General features: G+C 69.1%; 17 protein-coding genes and 3 tRNA genes. 13 read left to right on the top strand and 7 right to left on the bottom strand.

The genetic code is table 11. The features are described 5' to 3' along the window. Positions 1–21: 21 nt before the first annotated feature. From BSZ36_RS15720 to BSZ36_RS15690, 8 genes are all read left to right on the top strand, one after another. A complete protein-coding gene (locus BSZ36_RS15720) occupies positions 22–933 on the top strand; it encodes an outer membrane protein assembly factor BamD (protein ID WP_094550646.1) in 912 nt (303 codons plus the stop codon). Positions 934–975: 42 nt separating this feature from the next. Continuing rightward, positions 976–2,217: a hypothetical protein gene (locus tag BSZ36_RS15715; protein WP_094550644.1), complete on the top strand. Its 1,242-nt coding sequence runs from the start codon at positions 976–978 to the stop codon at positions 2,215–2,217. A gap of 210 nt (positions 2,218–2,427) precedes the next feature. Next, entirely contained in the window at positions 2,428–2,664 is a 237-nt protein-coding gene (gene rpmB, locus BSZ36_RS15710) for a 50S ribosomal protein L28 (protein ID WP_094550642.1), read from the top strand. Positions 2,665–2,705: 41 nt separating this feature from the next. Continuing rightward, on the top strand, positions 2,706–2,876 hold the full coding sequence (rpmG, locus tag BSZ36_RS15705) for a 50S ribosomal protein L33 (RefSeq protein WP_094550640.1): 171 nt from the start codon (positions 2,706–2,708) through the stop codon (positions 2,874–2,876). A gap of 80 nt (positions 2,877–2,956) precedes the next feature. Continuing rightward, complete coding sequence (locus BSZ36_RS19055) at positions 2,957–3,130, top strand: DUF4295 family protein (RefSeq protein ID WP_143536932.1); 174 nt, start codon at positions 2,957–2,959, stop codon at positions 3,128–3,130. 39 nt (positions 3,131–3,169) lie between these two features. Continuing rightward, a tRNA-Pro gene (locus tag BSZ36_RS15700) sits at positions 3,170–3,243 on the top strand. A gap of 42 nt (positions 3,244–3,285) precedes the next feature. Continuing rightward, positions 3,286–3,359 (top strand) — tRNA-Arg (locus BSZ36_RS15695). Between the two features lie 37 nt (positions 3,360–3,396). Then, positions 3,397–3,467: transfer RNA gene (locus BSZ36_RS15690), tRNA-Cys, on the top strand. Between the two features lie 77 nt (positions 3,468–3,544). Here BSZ36_RS15690 and BSZ36_RS15685 read toward each other — a convergent pair. After that, positions 3,545–3,811: a hypothetical protein gene (locus BSZ36_RS15685; protein WP_094550638.1), complete on the bottom strand. Its 267-nt coding sequence runs from the start codon at positions 3,809–3,811 to the stop codon at positions 3,545–3,547. Positions 3,812–3,946: 135 nt separating this feature from the next. Between BSZ36_RS15685 and BSZ36_RS19525 the strand changes: the two genes are divergently transcribed. Continuing rightward, positions 3,947–4,324: a hypothetical protein gene (locus tag BSZ36_RS19525; RefSeq protein ID WP_179271225.1), complete on the top strand. Its 378-nt coding sequence runs from the start codon at positions 3,947–3,949 to the stop codon at positions 4,322–4,324. Between the two features lie 91 nt (positions 4,325–4,415). Further along, positions 4,416–6,638 carry a TonB-dependent receptor gene (locus tag BSZ36_RS15680; RefSeq protein ID WP_179271224.1) on the top strand — a complete coding sequence of 741 codons (2,223 nt, stop codon included), beginning with the start codon at positions 4,416–4,418 and terminating at the stop codon, positions 6,636–6,638. 46 nt (positions 6,639–6,684) lie between these two features. Here BSZ36_RS15680 and BSZ36_RS15675 read toward each other — a convergent pair whose 3' ends face one another. Beyond that, positions 6,685–7,206 (bottom strand): DUF3124 domain-containing protein, encoded by a 522-nt coding sequence (locus tag BSZ36_RS15675; RefSeq protein WP_094550634.1) that lies wholly within the window; start codon positions 7,204–7,206, stop codon positions 6,685–6,687. Between the two features lie 97 nt (positions 7,207–7,303). Continuing rightward, positions 7,304–9,058 (bottom strand): gamma-glutamyltransferase, encoded by a 1,755-nt coding sequence (gene ggt, locus BSZ36_RS15670; protein ID WP_094550632.1) that lies wholly within the window; start codon positions 9,056–9,058, stop codon positions 7,304–7,306. Between the two features lie 75 nt (positions 9,059–9,133). Here ggt and BSZ36_RS15665 point away from each other — a divergent pair, with 75 nt between their 5' ends. After that, positions 9,134–9,583, top strand: coding sequence for a DinB family protein (locus BSZ36_RS15665; RefSeq protein WP_094550630.1), 450 nt, complete (start codon positions 9,134–9,136; stop codon positions 9,581–9,583). An 83-nt stretch (positions 9,584–9,666) separates the two neighbouring features. Here the strand turns inward: BSZ36_RS15665 and BSZ36_RS15660 are convergent, their stop codons facing one another. The 4 genes from BSZ36_RS15660 to BSZ36_RS15645 form a co-directional block, all read right to left on the bottom strand. After that, positions 9,667–10,140, bottom strand: coding sequence for a hypothetical protein (locus BSZ36_RS15660; protein WP_094550628.1), 474 nt, complete (start codon positions 10,138–10,140; stop codon positions 9,667–9,669). 348 nt (positions 10,141–10,488) lie between these two features. Further along, positions 10,489–11,328: a sigma-70 family RNA polymerase sigma factor gene (locus BSZ36_RS15655; protein ID WP_094550626.1), complete on the bottom strand. Its 840-nt coding sequence runs from the start codon at positions 11,326–11,328 to the stop codon at positions 10,489–10,491. A 367-nt stretch (positions 11,329–11,695) separates the two neighbouring features. Beyond that, positions 11,696–12,895, bottom strand: a complete 1,200-nt coding sequence (locus BSZ36_RS15650; RefSeq protein WP_094550624.1) for a trans-sulfuration enzyme family protein — start codon at positions 12,893–12,895, stop codon at positions 11,696–11,698. A gap of 74 nt (positions 12,896–12,969) precedes the next feature. Next, positions 12,970–13,359 (bottom strand): hypothetical protein, encoded by a 390-nt coding sequence (locus tag BSZ36_RS15645; protein ID WP_094550622.1) that lies wholly within the window; start codon positions 13,357–13,359, stop codon positions 12,970–12,972. Positions 13,360–13,526: 167 nt separating this feature from the next. Between BSZ36_RS15645 and BSZ36_RS15640 the strand changes: the two genes are divergently transcribed. After that, a complete protein-coding gene (locus BSZ36_RS15640) occupies positions 13,527–14,684 on the top strand; it encodes a sensor histidine kinase (RefSeq protein ID WP_094550620.1) in 1,158 nt (385 codons plus the stop codon). An 83-nt stretch (positions 14,685–14,767) separates the two neighbouring features. Then, positions 14,768–15,628: a LytR/AlgR family response regulator transcription factor gene (locus BSZ36_RS15635; protein WP_218827709.1), complete on the top strand. Its 861-nt coding sequence runs from the start codon at positions 14,768–14,770 to the stop codon at positions 15,626–15,628. The last annotated feature ends 5 nt before the right edge of the window (positions 15,629–15,633 follow it).

The following is a 15,633-nucleotide window of genomic DNA, read 5'->3' as shown; positions in this document are numbered from 1 at the left end:
GCTTCTCGACTCTCCGCCACTATGCGTTTCCCTGCCTTCCTGGTCGCCCTTGCTTTTGCCCTGACGCTCTCGGCTTGCGACCAGAGCACGTCGTTCCCAAGCAACCCAGACGACCTCCTCGCTGACGCCCGGATCGCGCGGCAAGCCGGCGACATCAACCGCGCCGTCGAGCTGTACGAAGAGGGCTTCGCGAACGACCCGACGAGCGCCGTTCTCCGCATCGAGCTCGCGGCCGCCCTGTTCGAGCAGGCAGACCTCGGGATCGCCAACCTGGACGAGATCGCGCGGACCTTCTCTCGCGAAGTGTCTGCTGGCGGCCTGACCGGAGCCTCTGGCGCCGCTTTCGCCCCCCAGAAAGCCGGGACGTGCCCCTACGCCGACGATCCCGACGCCGAGGCGTTCGACCCCCGGGACTTTGACGGCTACGACGACTACCTCGTCCGCGCGCCCGTCGCGACTCGCGTTCTCGAACTGCTCGACCCCGTCATCAACGACGTGGTCCGCCCCGCCGATTTCCTCTGCAACGGCATCGTAGACGGCGAGCTCAACTACGACCGGGCGGCCGCCATCGGCGCCCTCCGCGCCGTCGACCCCGAGCTCACCGACGATCACATCGCGTCTGCGCTCGCCATGAACGCGGTCTCGCTCGTGCTGAAGACCTACGGCTTTATCACCGAGGACCTCAACACCCAGACCGACTGGTACAGGCTCTCCGACGAAACGCTCGGCATCTGCCCGCGCAACATGGACGAAACCGCACTCCGCGACTTCTCAGAGGACGCCATCGCGGACTTCGGCGAAGCGCTCGTCTCCATCGACCTCCGCACCGAAGTCCTCGACGCCGGCGACGTTTCCACCGAGCTCGTCGGGCTCGTCCTCGACGTGTACCAGGAGTTCCGCGACGACCTCGCGCCCTACTGCACCGGCACCTGATCGCCTCTGGCGCCAGAGGCGCACTTCCCCACCACCGGCTTTATGCGCGCGCTCGCTCTATCTCTTCTCGCCCTGGCCGCCGCCACGCCAGAGGCCTCGGCCCAGTACCGGTTTGGCGCGATGTCGCAGGACGCGGCCGTTGACGTCCCGGAGATCACGGCCCTCGCGATGGGGGACGCCGTGACCGCAGTCCCGCGGGCAGAGACGTCTTTCTTTTCCAACCCGGCGCACCTCGCCAGCTTGGATGGCTTCCGTCTCACGGTTGTCGGCGCCCAAGCGGGTATTGGCGGCGACGCGTGGGAGGCCTACACGTTCTACCGCGACGATTTCGGACCGGCGCTCGAAGAAGGCCTGGACACCATCAACGACACCGACCCGGACCGCCTCCGCGCGCTCTACGACGAGGCGTTGGAGGTCGGGCGGAACCAGAAAACGCTCGACGCGACCGCCGAGGCCCTCTCCGTCCAGTTCGGCGCGGGGCCTCTGGCGATCGGCGTCGGCGCCTTTGGAAACGTGCGCTCGCGAGCCAAGGTGAACCGCGGAGGCGTCGGCGTGCCGTTTCTAGACGCGTACTCGCAGGCCGACTTCGTCGTGCCGGTCGTCGCCGCGATGGACCTGCCGGACTTCCCGCTCTCCATCGGCGTGAGCGCGGCCTACGTGCAGCGCCGTGTAAGCGCCAAAGCCGACTTCGTGGACCAGTTGGAGCCGGACGATGAGAAGCTGTACCTCCTGAAAGGCGAAGGCATCGCGCTTAGCGCGGGCGTCGTCAGCGAGGACTTCCTGCTTCCTGGCCTGAACCTCGGCATGGCGGTCAGCAACATCGGAGGCGTCGGGGACCTGACCTACAGCGAGTCCTGGGCCATCTCGACGCCAGAGGACGAGCCTGAGCCTGCAGACGACCCGGCCGAGATCGCAGGCTTGGAAGCGCGCTTCGCAGCCCGCTCGGCGACCCCGGTCCTCCGCATGGGCGCGGCCTACACCATCGGCCTGCCCGCCGCGTCGCCCCTCAACGACCTCGCCGTCTCGGCGGACTGGATCAGCGGCTCTACGAGCGAATTCGACCAGGGCCCAGAGGCGGGCGTACGCCTCGGCGCGCAGGCGCGTCTGGCGGGATTCATGAACCTCCGGGCCGGGCTCGCGCAGGGGTACCCCACCGCAGGCGTCGGCCTGGACCTCAAGTACCTCCAGATCGACTACGCCACCTACGGCGTGGAAGACGGGCGGACGCTGGGGCAGCTCGGACGCCGTAACCACGTCGTCCAGCTCCGGTTGGGCATCTTTTAGCCTCTGGCGAGGCCTCGCGGGCGGCGCCTCTGGCGCCAGGAGCCTCTCGTTCTTCGCCCGCGTCTCACACGATCCACGCGCTCAACACTTGGAGCTGGCCCCTCCGGCTCCGTAGGTTTCGTGGCTCTGCCCCGCCATCCGCGCCAGCGGCTCCGGTGGGGCGTTTTTCTGCGACCGAACAGGAGCTCCGGCTCCCCCTCCGACGATCCGATGGCACGCAAGGACCAACTGACGGGCAAGGGCCCGATGGCCGGCAACCACGTCTCGCACGCTCACAACAAGGTGCGGCGGCGTTTCAACGTGAACCTCCAAAAGAAGCGGTTCTACATCCCTGAGGAGGACCGCTGGGTCACCCTCCGGATCTCGGCGCAGACGCTGAAGACGATCAACAAGAACGGCATCACCGCTGTTCTGAAGGAAGCGCGCGCCCAGGGCGTCCGCGTCTGATCTCGAACTCGCGCCTCTGGCGCATTTAGACTCCCGATTCGATGGCAAAGGGCAAAGACGCACGCATCCAGGTCACCCTCGAGTGCACCGAGGCGCCCGGCACCTCGCGGTACTCCACGACGAAGAACCGTCGCAACACCACGCAGCGCCTGGAGTTGAAGAAGTACAACGCGAAGCTCCGCAAGCACACCCTCCACCGCGAGATCAAGTAGCCGCGCGGCGCACCTGCGCCGCCCCCGCCAGAGGCGTACCCTCTGGCACCGCAGCTCTCTCGCACTAGACCCCCACTCCGATGGCCAAGAAGGTCTCCAAGAACCAGCGCACCAACCGTGGCGGCGCCCCGCAGAAGCAGATGGCCAAGATCATCGTCGCTGCGAAGAAGCAGAACGGCGAGTTCGAGTTCCGCTCCCGCATGGTCGAAGCCGACCAGGTGCAGGACGAGCTGAAAGCCGCCAAGGCTGCCTAGTGACTCTCGCCTCTGGCGGTACGCCAGAGGCGACACCTTCGGGGTGTAGCTCAGTCCGGTAGAGCACTCGCTTTGGGAGCGAGAAGTCGTCGGTTCGAATCCGGCCACCCCGACACCGCCTCTGGCGCGACCTGCGCGCTGGCGCCAGAGGCCTTGGGCCCGTAGCTCAGCTGGATAGAGCGGCAACCTTCTAAGTTGCATGTCGCAGGTTCGAGTCCTGCCGGGCTCGCGATCCTGCCGGCCGAGGCCGTATCTTCGGCGCACCGGGTCCCGTGGCCGAGTGGCTAGGCACAGCTCTGCAAAAGCTGCTACAGCGGTTCAAATCCGCTCGGGACCTCACACGAACGCTCCCCTGACTCGCGTCGGGGGAGCGTTGTGCGTTGGGGCTCTCGCCAGAGGCCTCTGGCGCCGGTGCTAGGCCGCGAGCGCGAGGCGCGGCGCGCGCGTGGGAAGCCAGACCGGGCGGCGGGCCTGCGTGGCGCGGCGGGCGGCATGGGAGTGTGAGACGGACTCCACGTGGATCGCGTACACTCCGGCGATGCCGCCGATCGCGCAGAACTTGACCTTCTCCCCGAGGACGAGCGGCTCGGCGGACGAGAACGGGAAGGCGGCGCCAGAGGCGCAGGTAACCGTTCCGGTTTTGCGTTTGGAGCTGTAAGAGGTGACGGTGCCGAAGGTCATGGGACGGGGGGTGAGGTGCTCGCTGCCCTACGGCTGCACCTCCCGCCGGTTACACGGCCCACCCGCAACGCCGCGCGCCGTGCCGGCGCCAGAGGCCTAGCAGGGCCGCCGCCTCTGGCGCCGTAGCTTGAATCTGTGTCCGGCTTCCGCTCCTTTATCGCGCTCCTGCTGCTCGCCGTCCTGACGACGGGCGGGACCGTCGCGCCGGTGGTCCACCGGGCGGCGCATGCGGAGGAAACGGCGGAGACACGAGAGCGGCACGCAACGGCGGAGCATCATCACCACGCGGGCGCCAGCACGCACGGGACCGAGGTGGTCCCGCCCTGCCCTGAGCCTCTGGCGGATCACCTCCTCTGCGTGCTGTGCGCCGCCGCCTCTGGAGCGGTCGCGATGGCGCGGAGCGACGGGGCCGAGCCAGAGCCGAGCGGCACGTTGCACACCCGAGAAGCATTCGCGCTTCTCCCGGGCGCGCTTACGACGCAGGGCGCCAGAGGACCACCCGTGCAGGCCTGACGCCTCTCGAGCGCCATACCGAGCGCCAGAGGCTTCGTGTCCTGTATGCCCTGTGGGTCGCCCGGTGCGCCCCGCCTCCCTGTGGTTTTCTATGCTCCGCTTTTTCCTCGCGGCCGCCCTCGTCGGTCTTGCCGCTGGCGCTCACGCGCAAACACTCTCCGGACGCGTCACCGACGCCCAAACCGGCGAGGCGCTTCCCGGCGCCACCGTTTTCCTCCCCCAACTGGCCTCTGGTGCCGCGACCGACGCCGACGGGCGGTACACCGTTGCGCTTCCGGGCGCCGGCGTCTACCGGGTGGTGGTCTCCTTTGTAGGCTATACCTCGCGCACCGAAGCTGTCACGGTAGCCTCCGGCGGGACCGTGTACGACGTCGCCCTGCAGGATTCGGCCGTGGAAGCGCCCGTGATCACCGTAACGGCGCGTTCCGGGGCGTCGGACATCCTCACGACGCCGCAGTCCGTCGCCGTGATTACCGCGCGGGAGTTGCAGCGCGAGGCTACGGGCTCTCCGATGGACGCGCTTGAGGACGTGGCCGGCGTGCGCCTCTTGCGGACCGGCCCGGCCGTCGCCAAGCCCGTCGTGCGCGGACTGACGGCGCAGCGCGTGCTGATCGTCAACGACGGCGTGCGCCAAGAAGGCCAGGGCTGGGGCGACGAGCACGGCCCCGAGATCGGCGGCGCGGACGTGGACGGCATCGAGGTGGTACGCGGCCCGGCAAGCCTGCTCTACGGGTCGGACGCGCTGGGCGGCGTGATCCAGACCGTCCAGGACGACCTATTCGACCTCGGCGCGTTCGGCGCGACGGCGCAGGTGACAGGCGTGAGCATGGCGCAGAGCGCCGCTGGCCAACTCCGCGCCGGAGCCTCTGGCGCCGACTGGGGCGCCGAAGCACGCGTCGGCGGACTCCGAGCGGGGCAGGTCCGCACCCCCCAGGCGCTGATTCCCAACACGGCGCAGGAGCAGTTCACGCTCTCGGCCCGCGCGGGGCGGCGTTTCGCCAGAGGCGAGGTTGTGGCAGAGCTCGGCCGGTTTGAGCAGCAGCTCGGCCTTTTCGAGCCGGAGGAGGCGGACGAGTTGGGAGACCTGAGCCGGTTCGAGATCGGCGCGCCGTTCCAGCGCGTGAGCCATGACCGCGCCGTGCTCCGCGGCGAGACACGTCTGGCCTCTGGCGACCGCATCGAGATCATCGGCGCGGCGCAGCAGAACCGCCGCCTTGAGTTCGAAGAGGCCGACGAGGCCGAGCTCTCCCTCCGCCTCACGACGGGCACGCTCGACGCGCGCCTCCACCACCGTCCGATCGGGCGCGTCTTTGGCACGATCGGCGTGAGCGGGATGGCGCAGACGAACGAGACCCTCGCGGAGGAAACGCTGATCCCAGGCGGGCAGACGCTCAACGGCGCCGTGTACGTCGCAGAGCAGTTGATCCTCTCGCGCGTGACGCTGGACGCCGGGCTCCGCTTCGACGCCAGAAGCCTAGACGTGGACAGCGCGCCGGACCTGGGCGTAGAGGCCCAGACGCGCTCGTACACGGCACTGACGGGCGCGATCGGCGCGGCGTACCAGCCACGGACCGACCTCTCGTTTGCCGCCAACCTGGGCCGGGCCTTCCGCGCGCCGGTCCTGCAAGAGCTGTTCGGCAACGGCGTCCACGAAGGCACGCTCCGCTTTGAGCGCGGCAACGCGGACCTCACGCCAGAGGCCAGCCTCGCGCTCGACGGGACGGTCCGCTACTTCACGCCGCACGTATACCTCGAAGCCGCCGCGTTCGTCAACCGCATCGACGGCTACATCTACCCGCTGGCCTCTGGCGAGATCGACGACGAGAGCGGGTTCGAGATCTTCGACTTCACCCAGGCGCAGGCGCGGCTGTACGGCGCCGAGGTGCGGTTGGACATCCACCCGCACGTGCTGCACGGCTTGGGCGTGCACCTGCAGGGCGATCTCACGCGCAGTGACAACCTCGACACCGACGTACCGCTGCCGTTCGTGCCGCCGGCGCGGCTCGAAACCGTGGTGGAGTACAGCGCGGAGCGGATCGGACCGGCGCGGGACGTGGAGGTCCGCTTCGGCCCCACGTTTACGGCTTCGCAGACGCGCCCCGAGCTGCCCAGCGAGATCCCGACCGACGCGTACACGACGTGGGACGCGAGCCTGAGTGCCGCCTTCCAGGCCTCTGGCGCCACGATCACGCCCGTCCTAGCGCTGGACAACCTGACCGACGCGGCGTACGTGGACCCGCTCTCGCGGTACCGCCCGTACGGCATCCTCTCGCCCGGACGCAGCGTGCGCGTGAGCCTCCGCGTCGCGTTCTGAGCGCCGCCAGAGAAGCGGACCGAGCGGCCTCTGGCGCCAGAGGCCGCTACAGCCCTACGCTTTCCACCACGCGGCCCTCGGTCACGAACGAGATCCCCTGCTGGTAGGCGGTGCTGATCATGACGGCTTCCACGACGGGCTGGGACACCGCTCCCTCTGCCGTCCACTCCACCATAAAGCTGGCGCCCGCGCCGCCCGCGCGGTCGTTCTCGTTGACCACGAACTCCGCCGACGCCAGAGGCCCGAGCGTGCGCGGCGCCTCCAGGTAGGAGCGGATGACCTGCCCTTCGGAGCCGGCGTAGCGGATGCGCGTGAGCCGGATCGGCGCGGTGGCGTCCGTGTTGCGGATGCTGAGCGTGGCCGTGAGATCGACGGGCTGCTGGCGGTTGCCGGAGTACACATGGGAGTACGCCGGCACGTAGAGCGCCTGCCCCACAACCGCCCCTGGAAGCGCTGAGCCCGACGTATCAGGCGCCACATCGGACGAGGCGACAACGGGCGCGCGAGACGGCGCAGGCTCGTCCGTGCAGGCGGCGAGCGCGACGAGAACGATCAGAGACCAGCGCATAGGACGAAGCCGAAGGGTGCCGCAAGATCGGGACGGCGCGGGCCTCTGGCGCCAGAGGCCAGGATTTCCGCGCCCCCATCCGTCCCGCACCCTTCTTTCAATAGCCTACCGCCGTGTCCTCGCCGCGCGGATCCGCCCCGCCCAGCAGCACCCGAGCGCGGACCACGGTTTCCACCTCGGTCAGCCCCGAGGGATCGTCCGCCACGCCAGAGGCCTGCTCCGCGACGACGATGCCGTCGGCGCGGGACCACCGGCCGCCTTCTCGGACGCTCCAGCCGCGCTGCTCTAGGGCCATGAATACGTCGGCCGAGAGCGACTGCCGCTCGGCGTAGAGCACGTCGGGCAACCACTGGTGGTGGATGCGCGGTGCCGCGACGGCGGCCTGGATGTGCATCTCGTGGTCGATCACGTTGAGAATGACCTGGAAGACGGTCGTGATGATGCGCGCGCCGCCGGGCGAACCAATGACCATGAACAGCTCGCCCTCTGGCGTCTCCAGGATCGTCGGCGTCATCGACGAGAGCATCCGCTTACCGGGGCCGACCGCGTTGGCCTCCGTCCCCACGAGCCCGAACATGTTGGGCACGCCTGGCGCCGCCGCGAAGTCGTCCATCTCGTTGTTGAGGAAGAACCCCGCGCCGTCCACCACGAGCATGGAGCCGTAGCCGCCGTTGAGCGTCGTCGTCGTGCTGACGGCCATGCCGCCCGCGTCCACGACGGAGTAGTGCGTCGTCTCGTCGCTCTCGCCCGCCAGAGGCACGCCGTAGCTCACCGTCGCGCTGGTGTCGGCGCGGTACGGGTTGAAGTCCGCCATCCGCTCGCGCACGTAGTTCACGCCTGTGAGGCCGCTCACGGGGACGGGCGTAAAGTCCGGGTCGCCCAGCCACTCGGCGCGGTCGGCGTAGACGCGGCGCATGGCCTCGGCCATGAGGTGGACCGTAGCGGACGAGTTGAAGCCCATCGCGCGCAGGTCGTACGGCTCGACGGAGCGCAGGAGTTGGACGAGCGCCACGCCGCCAGAGGACGGCGGCGGCATCGAGATCACGCCGTAGCCGCGGTAGCTCCCGCGGACCGCCTCGCGCTCCACGGCGCGGTACGCCGCGAGGTCCGCGTGCGTGATGAGCCCGCCGCCGCGCTCCATCTCAGCCACGAGCAGGTCCGCCGTCTCCCCACGGTAAAACCCGTCGCGGCCTCTGGCGGCGATGCGCTTGAGAACCGCCGCGAGGTCCCCCTGACGAAACGTCTCGCCCGCGCCGAAGCCCGCCTCTGGCGCGAAATACTTGGCCGTGCTCGCAAACGTCTCGAAGCGCGGGCGGTAGCCGTTGAAGCGCTCGGCCTGCTCGCGCGAGAGCGCGTACCCCTCGGCCAGCCGGATTGCGGGTGCCATCACCTGCGCCAGAGGCAGGCTGCCGTAGCGCTCGTGCGCCATCAGGAGCCCCGCGACCGCGCCCGGCACGCCAGAGGCGAGGGTGCCCACCCGCGACCGCTCTGGCACGTACGTCCCCGTCGAGTCCAGAAACATGTCGCGCGTGGAAGCTGCGGGCGCCGTCTCGCGGTAGTCGATGGTCGTCGCCGTCCCATCGGGCATGCGGATGACCATAAAGCCGCCGCCGCCGATGTTGCCCGCGATGGGGAACGTCACCGCCAGCGCGAAGCCTGTGGCCACCGCTGCGTCCACGGCGTTGCCGCCGGCCTTCAGGATCTCGACGCCCGCGGTGGACGCGTTGACCTCGGCGCTGACCACCATGCCGTTCTCGGCACGGAGCGGCGGCGGCGTGGCCGAGACCTGCGCCTCGGGCGTGGGCGCGCACGAGGTCAGAACAAGGACGACGAGAGTAAGACGAGCGAGCATCGGCGTAGTAGCAGGGAGGCACCGAACCTACCGCCTCTGGCGGCGCGACCTTCCGGTTCTCACTTCCCTCGCGCCGTGCTTCTCGACATCCGCCAGTTCATTCTCCGCCTCACCGACGGCCTCTCGCCCGCGCAGCTCCGCACGATCCCCGACGGCGAGCGCAATCACATCTTGTGGCACCTCGGGCACCTCGTCGTCACGCAGCAGCTTCTCACCTACGGCCTCGCCGGCCTCCCGCTGCTCGCGCCAGAGGCCCTCGTCGCGCAGTGCCGGAAGGGCACAGCACCCGCCGATTGGGACGACGAAGGGCCCGCCCCGGACGAGGTCAAGCGCTTGCTCGTCGCCCTTCCCCAGCGGTTCGACGCCGACCGGGCCTCTGGCGCGTTCACCGACTTCCGCGAGTACCCGACCTCGACCGGCGTCGTGTTGCGCTCGCTCGATGACGCGGTGCAGTTCAACCTCTTCCACGAGGGCCTGCACGCCACGTCGATCGCGCGCCAGAGGCGGGCGGTGCTCGGGGCGTGAGCCCTTCTTATGCACAGCGGCCCGGCCGAGCAGAGCCGGCCGGGCCGCACCACGCTGCCTCTGGCGCCAGAGGCGGCGGTCGGCTAGAAGTGGCGGTTCAGGTCACCGAGGTTGATCGTCGTGCTCGTCGTCCAGCCGTTGGAGCTCGGGAAGTACTCGATGTGGGTGTTGCCGCCGCGCTTGATCTCGAACTTGTAGCGCCGGCGGGACCCGCAGCCGAGGTCGAGGTTGCAGGACTCGCTGTAGGTCTGGCGGTCGTTCGGGACGCTGACTTCGTCGTCGGTGCACGCGCCGCCGACCGTGCCGGCGACCTTGTCGATCCGCTTCCAGATGCCGCCGCGGACTTTCACCTTGGAACGGGTCAGCTTGATCTCGATGTCGCGGTTGCCGCGGTTCGTACCGCGGATGGAGACGGTGCAGCCCTGGCCGAGTTCGGCGATCAGGTCGGACGTGGCGCCCGGCGAGGCGACGGCGGCCTGGCTGGAATCAGGCGTGACAGCGAGAGCGACGGCGAGCGACAGGCTGAGGCCGAGCGCGAGGAGGATGGAACGATACATGATTGGAACGGAAGAGGTTGAAGGACCAGGCAGAGGCGCAGTGGGCACCTGCCTATCCATTCGACACTCCTCTCATCAGCAGACCATCCTGCCAAAAAAAGCGACCGGGACCGCTGGCCTCTGGCGCCAGAGGCTCAAGCGCCATCTCAAGCGAAGCCTGGTGATCTCCTTCCGCCGAGCGCTGGGTCGCGAGGTCGCCGCGTCGCTGTGCTCCTCGCGAGGACAACAACCCGGGATCTGGTGAGTGTTCCTCCGAACACACGCAAAAGGCCCGGCCGAAGTGAATCGGCCGGGCCTCAGAAATCTGCCTCTGGCGCCAGAGGCGCCGGGCGCTCAACTCGCCAGAGGCTAGTTGAGGTGCGCCACGAGTTCCTCGCGGCGGTGCTTCTGGCGGAGCTTGCGGAGCGCCTTCTCCTTGATCTGGCGCACGCGCTCGCGCGTCAGGCCAAAGCGCTGACCGACCTCGACGAGCGTGAGCGGCTGCTCGTGCCCGATGCCGAAGTACAGGCGCGTGATCTCGGCCTCGCGCGGGTGCAGCGTGGCGAGAGCGCGCTCGATGTCGATGTTGAGGCTCTCGTTGGTGAGGTCCTCATCCGGGGACTCGTAGGAGTCATCGGGGAGAACGTCGAGGAGGCTGTTGCCGTCGTCGTCGTCGAAGGGCGCGTCCATCGAGAGGGAGTGGCGCGAGTGCTGCAGGCCTTCGCGGACCTTCTCCTCCTTGATGTCCATGTGCTCGGCGATCTCCTGCGGGGTCGGCTGGCGGCCGAGTTCCTGCGCGAGGCGCGCCGAGGCCTTCCGCATCTTGCTCAGCGTGCCGACGCGGTTGAGCGGGAGGCGGACCGTGCGGACCTGATCGGAGAGCGCCTTGAGGATGCTCTGGCGCACCCACCAAACGGCGTAGGAGATGAACTTGAAGCCACGGGTCTCGTCGAAGCGCTGGGCAGCTTTCACGAGGCCGTAGTTGCCTTCGGAGATCAGGTCGGCGAGGGAGAGTCCCTGGCCCTGATACTTCTTGGCGACGGAGACGACGAACCGCAGATTGGCGCGCACCAACTGGTGCAGCGCGAGTTGATCACCCTGCTTGATGCGGACGGCGAGCTCGACCTCCTCTTCAGGTTTGAGGAGGTCGACCTTGCCGATCTCCTGGAGGTACTGGTCCAGCATCCGCTGGCTGCGGGGGACGTACATCGGGCGCGTATGGGGGTAGTGTTGAAAGGGCGTCGGTCAGCGACGCGAACCGGGTGGGGTGCCGCCCAGGGCCGGAGAGCCACATTCGTGCGGCTCAATCCAAAAGCTAGGGCGCCATTGGGAAGTCTCCGGGGAGCAACGGAGGAGGAATCGGCAAAGAGCGCGCGGGTTCCTGCGCTATTGCCTTTTCGTTACCGCTCCGCACCTCTGACGTTCCAAACGGGCCGACTGCTAGTGCGGTGTGCCGGGTTAGAGACTTCACCGCGCCCTCACGCCTCTGGCACGCGCTGAGATGACTCCAGAGCCGGTGGCGGCAGAGCGGGCGCCTCGCCAGCGGCCTCTGGCGCTCGATCGCAGTCGCGCGGCCCTACCCGTCCAGCCCTCTCAGCAGGTCGCGCCAGAGGTCCTCAGCGTCTTCCAGCCCGACCGCCAGGCGCAAGAGGCCGGGCGTGATGGCGCCGCCTTCGCCAGAGGCCACGCGCTGCGTGAGTCCCGCCGGATGCTGAATAAGGGTGTCCGTGGAGCCCAGGCTGACAGCGGGCGTGATGACGCGGAGCGCGCGCATGAGGCGGTCGGCTTCTACGAAGCCCGCGACTTCGAACGAGAGCATCGGCCCCGGACCGTCCATTTGGCGCCCGACGAGCCCGTGCGGGTCTCGGCCAGGAACGCTGGGGTGGTACACGTTCGAGACGGCCTCGTGCGCCAGGAGCCGTGCGGCCAGGTCGGTCGCAGTCTCCTGCGAGCGACGCACGCGGAGCGGGAGCGTGGGCAGACCGCGGTGGAGCATGTAGGCCGCCATCGGGTGGAGGTTGGCGCCCGTCAGGATGCGGACCTCGCGCAGCTTTGCCGCCCACTCCCGCGAGCACGCCACGACGCCCGCGAGCACATCGCCGTGGCCGCCGATGAACTTGGTCCCGCTGTGGACCACCATCGCGACGCCGTGCGCTGCAGGGCGTTGCAAGACCGGCGTCGCGAACGTGGAATCGCACATGACGGGCACGCCAGAGGCCTGCCGTACGATATCCTCCAGGTCCACCAGTTCCAGCGTCGGGTTGACGGGCGTTTCCACACACACGAGGCACGTGTCCTCGCGGACGGCGTCCCGCACGCCGCTGGCGTCGGTCCACGTGACCTCCAGGCCGAGCGTGCCGGAAGAGAGCAGCTTGTCCGTCGTGCCGTAGATCGGCTTTACGCCGACCACGTGGTTTTTGCCGGTGCCGTTCTCGCCAGAGGCCGAAGCCTCGCGCGCGGCCAGGACCGCGGCGGTGATCGCCGCCATACCGCTGGAGAACGCGACCGCGCGCTCGGTCCCCTCCAGCGCGGCGAGGCCGCTCTCGAACCGCGCGACCGTCGGCGAGTGGAGGCGGGAGTAAACCGGGCCGCCCTCTGTCGGGTCGTCGCCCGCCATCATGGCATCCAGGCTGGCCACGGCGCCGTCCAAGCTGGCGAACGGGTACGTCGTGGAGAGGTCCAGCGGGAGCGCGTGGACGCCGAGGGCGCGGAGATCGCCGCGTCCGGCGTGGACGGCGAGGGAATCGGGGGAGAGGTCGTCAGGCAGGTCAGACATGGGCGCGGGGGGATCGCGTGCAAGATCGCGCCGTGCGCGCCGCCGCGTCTTCGCGCCAGAGGCCTCTGGCGGCGTCAGCCCGCGAGCGTGAACCCCTCGGGGGCTATAAGCTCTCCCTGCGGCGGGTCGTACATATTGAGGTACAGCAGGACCGGTGCATCCAACCCCGGATAGGTGACCTCGTACACGTCCAGCAGGCCGGTGTCCATGATGCCGCGCGGCGTCCTAAACGCGCAGCAGTTTCGGATCCGCGTGTACTCCACGGCCTCGTTGTTGGGGCCCCGCAGGCGGTCCAGATAGGCGCGCTCGCTGGACGGTCCGCCATCGGCGAGCCCCGCGACGCGGATCGGGTTCTCCTCGCTCGTCCCGAACGCGCCGGAAGAGACGCTGCGAGACGGTCCCGCGCACGACGCCACGGCCGCAGCGAGGAGGACGAGGGCAAGGATTCGTACCGAGCGTGGCACTGCGAAGCGGGAGGAAGAGCCGGAAACATACAGAAGCCGCAGTCGCCCCCGTTCGGCCTCTGGCGCCAGAGGCCGCGTGCATCGCGCGCTCCGGCTTGGTCCCGAAATCTCCCCATGCGCGCGCATCTCGCGCGCACGCACCCCGCCAGAAGCCGTAGCCTATCTCTATGACTACCAACCTTCCACGCCTCCCAAACTCCAGGTGGGGGCGCATCGGCGTGCTGGTCGCCTTTTGGGCCTGCTTCACGCTCCTGATCGTCGGCCACGCGTACGTCACGCTCGTGTACGTCGTGGGGATGGAGTACCGCATCGGGTACGGCGTCTCCGGCGCGGTGCAGGGGCTGACGTGGATCTTGGTGACGCCGCTCGTGATCGCGATGGTGGCCCGCTTCCCCCTGGCTGGCCGGCGGTGGATCCGCAGCATCGCGGTGCACTTCGGGACCGCAGCAATCGTAGCGGCGGCCGTGGCCGTCCTGGTCGTCGTCGCGATTAGCCCGTTCGACATGGGCCCGCGCATTCCAACGGGGTGGGCGGCTTTCCCGGGGACGTACACCCGCGTGTTCCTCCTTTTCGAGATCATCTGGTTCGCCGTTGCTGCTGCGGCGACGGCCGCCACCGCGACCCGCATCGCGCTTGCGCAGGAGCGACGGGCCGCCGAGCGCGAGGCCGAGCTCCGCAAACGCGAGATTCGCGCGGCGCGCCTGCGCGAGCGCACGGCCCAGCTCGAAGGGCAGCTCTCCGCCGCACAGCTGGACGCGCTGCGGATGCAGCTCAACCCGCACTTCCTGTTCAACACCCTCCACGCCGTGAGCACGCTCATGGCGCGCGACGTGGACGGCGCCCGCACGATGATCTCGAACCTCTCGGGCCTCTTGCGCCGCGTCCTCGACGGGACGGACGCGCCGGAGGTCCCGCTGGACGACGAGCTGGACCTGCTGGGGCACTACCTGGAGATCGAGCGCGCGCGCTTTACCGACCGCCTGGACGTGGCCATGGACGTAGACGACGGCATGCGCAGCGCCCTCGTCCCGACGCTTATCCTCCAGCCACTCGTCGAGAACGCCATCAAGCACGGCATCGCGCCGCGTGGCGAAGGCGGACGGGTGGAAATCGCGGCGCAGCGCATGAACGGGCACCTCGTGCTCCACGTCTGCGACGACGGCCCCGGCCTGCCCCCCGGCGGCGTCAAGCGCGAGGGCGTCGGCTTGCGCAACACCCGCGACCGCCTGGAGAAGATCTACGGCGACGAGGCGCGGCTCACGCTGAGCAACCGCCCGGAAGGCGGCCTCGACGCCGAAGTCCGCATCCCCTTCACCTCCGCCTGACCTCTGGCGCCAGAGGCCGGGCACGATTCGCAGAGCCGGTGCATCTTCCGACGGCTTTCCCCGCAGAACGACGCGCACCCACTATGTCCGAGATGCCCCCCCTTCGTGTTTTCGTCGCCGACGATGAGCCTCTGGCGCGCGAGCGCCTGCGCGAGCTTTTAGGCACGCGCGGAGACGCCGAGTGCGTCGGAGAGGCCCGGAACGGGCGCGAGGCCGTGGACAGGATCCGGGAGCTGCGCCAGAACGGGACGGCCCCCGACCTGCTCCTCTTGGACGTCGAGATGCCCGAGCTAGACGGGCTCGGCACCCTCAACGAACTGGACATCGAGGAGCGCCCCGCCGTCGTGTTCGTGACCGCTTACGACCGGTACGCGCTCCGCGCCTTCGACCTCCACGCGCTGGATTACCTCCTCAAGCCGTTCGACGACGCCCGTTTCCACAACGCCCTGGACCGCGCCCGCGATGCCGTCCGCCGCGGCGAAGCCGCCGCGCTTACCCAGCGGCTTCTCGCGCTCCTGCGCCAGGACGACGGCGAAGCGGCCGACGTCTCGCGCGCCGATCCCGATGGGGCCTCCGGCGCCAAGGGCGAGAACGAGGACAGCGAAGCCCTGCTCACGCGCCTCGCGATCCGCACGGGCAGCCGCTACCACCTGGTAGAGGTCGACGAGATCGACTGGATTGAGGGCGCGGGGGTGTACGCCCGGCTCATCGTGGGCGACAAGGCGCACCTGCTCCGGACGCCTCTAGCGGAGTTGGAGCGCCGCCTGGACCCGACCCGGTTCGTGCGCATCCACCGCTCCACGATCGTCAACCTGGACCGCGTGCGTGAGGCGCGCGGCCACGCCCACGGCGAGTACGTGCTCGGCCTGCGCGACGATACACGCCTCAAGGTCAGCCGCACCTACAGCGACCGCATCCGCGCCTTCCTAGACGGCCTCTCATAGCCGCC

It is taken from the genome of Rubricoccus marinus, from assembly GCF_002257665.1.
Lineage (GTDB): Bacteria > Bacteroidota > Rhodothermia > Rhodothermales > Rubricoccaceae > Rubricoccus > Rubricoccus marinus.
The sequence above is the reverse complement of the archived record's forward strand: the minus strand, read 5'-3'. Positions and strand labels throughout refer to the sequence as shown.

Coding starts and splice junctions, on each gene's coding strand:
- rpmB (WP_094550642.1), top strand. CDS start 2,428: ATGGCACGCAAGGACCAACTGACGGGCAAGGGCCCGATGGCCGGCAAC.
- BSZ36_RS15640 (WP_094550620.1), top strand. CDS start 13,527: ATGACTACCAACCTTCCACGCCTCCCAAACTCCAGGTGGGGGCGCATC.
- BSZ36_RS15660 (WP_094550628.1), bottom strand. CDS start 10,140: ATGTATCGTTCCATCCTCCTCGCGCTCGGCCTCAGCCTGTCGCTCGCC.
- BSZ36_RS15685 (WP_094550638.1), bottom strand. CDS start 3,811: ATGACCTTCGGCACCGTCACCTCTTACAGCTCCAAACGCAAAACCGGA.
- BSZ36_RS15650 (WP_094550624.1), bottom strand. CDS start 12,895: ATGTCTGACCTGCCTGACGACCTCTCCCCCGATTCCCTCGCCGTCCAC.
- BSZ36_RS15635 (WP_218827709.1), top strand. CDS start 14,768: ATGTCCGAGATGCCCCCCCTTCGTGTTTTCGTCGCCGACGATGAGCCT.
- BSZ36_RS15675 (WP_094550634.1), bottom strand. CDS start 7,206: ATGCGCTGGTCTCTGATCGTTCTCGTCGCGCTCGCCGCCTGCACGGAC.
- rpmG (WP_094550640.1), top strand. CDS start 2,706: ATGGCAAAGGGCAAAGACGCACGCATCCAGGTCACCCTCGAGTGCACC.
- BSZ36_RS15680 (WP_179271224.1), top strand. CDS start 4,416: ATGCTCCGCTTTTTCCTCGCGGCCGCCCTCGTCGGTCTTGCCGCTGGC.
- BSZ36_RS19055 (WP_143536932.1), top strand. CDS start 2,957: ATGGCCAAGAAGGTCTCCAAGAACCAGCGCACCAACCGTGGCGGCGCC.
- BSZ36_RS15715 (WP_094550644.1), top strand. CDS start 976: ATGCGCGCGCTCGCTCTATCTCTTCTCGCCCTGGCCGCCGCCACGCCA.
- BSZ36_RS15655 (WP_094550626.1), bottom strand. CDS start 11,328: ATGTACGTCCCCCGCAGCCAGCGGATGCTGGACCAGTACCTCCAGGAG.
- BSZ36_RS15720 (WP_094550646.1), top strand. CDS start 22: ATGCGTTTCCCTGCCTTCCTGGTCGCCCTTGCTTTTGCCCTGACGCTC.
- ggt (WP_094550632.1), bottom strand. CDS start 9,058: ATGCTCGCTCGTCTTACTCTCGTCGTCCTTGTTCTGACCTCGTGCGCG.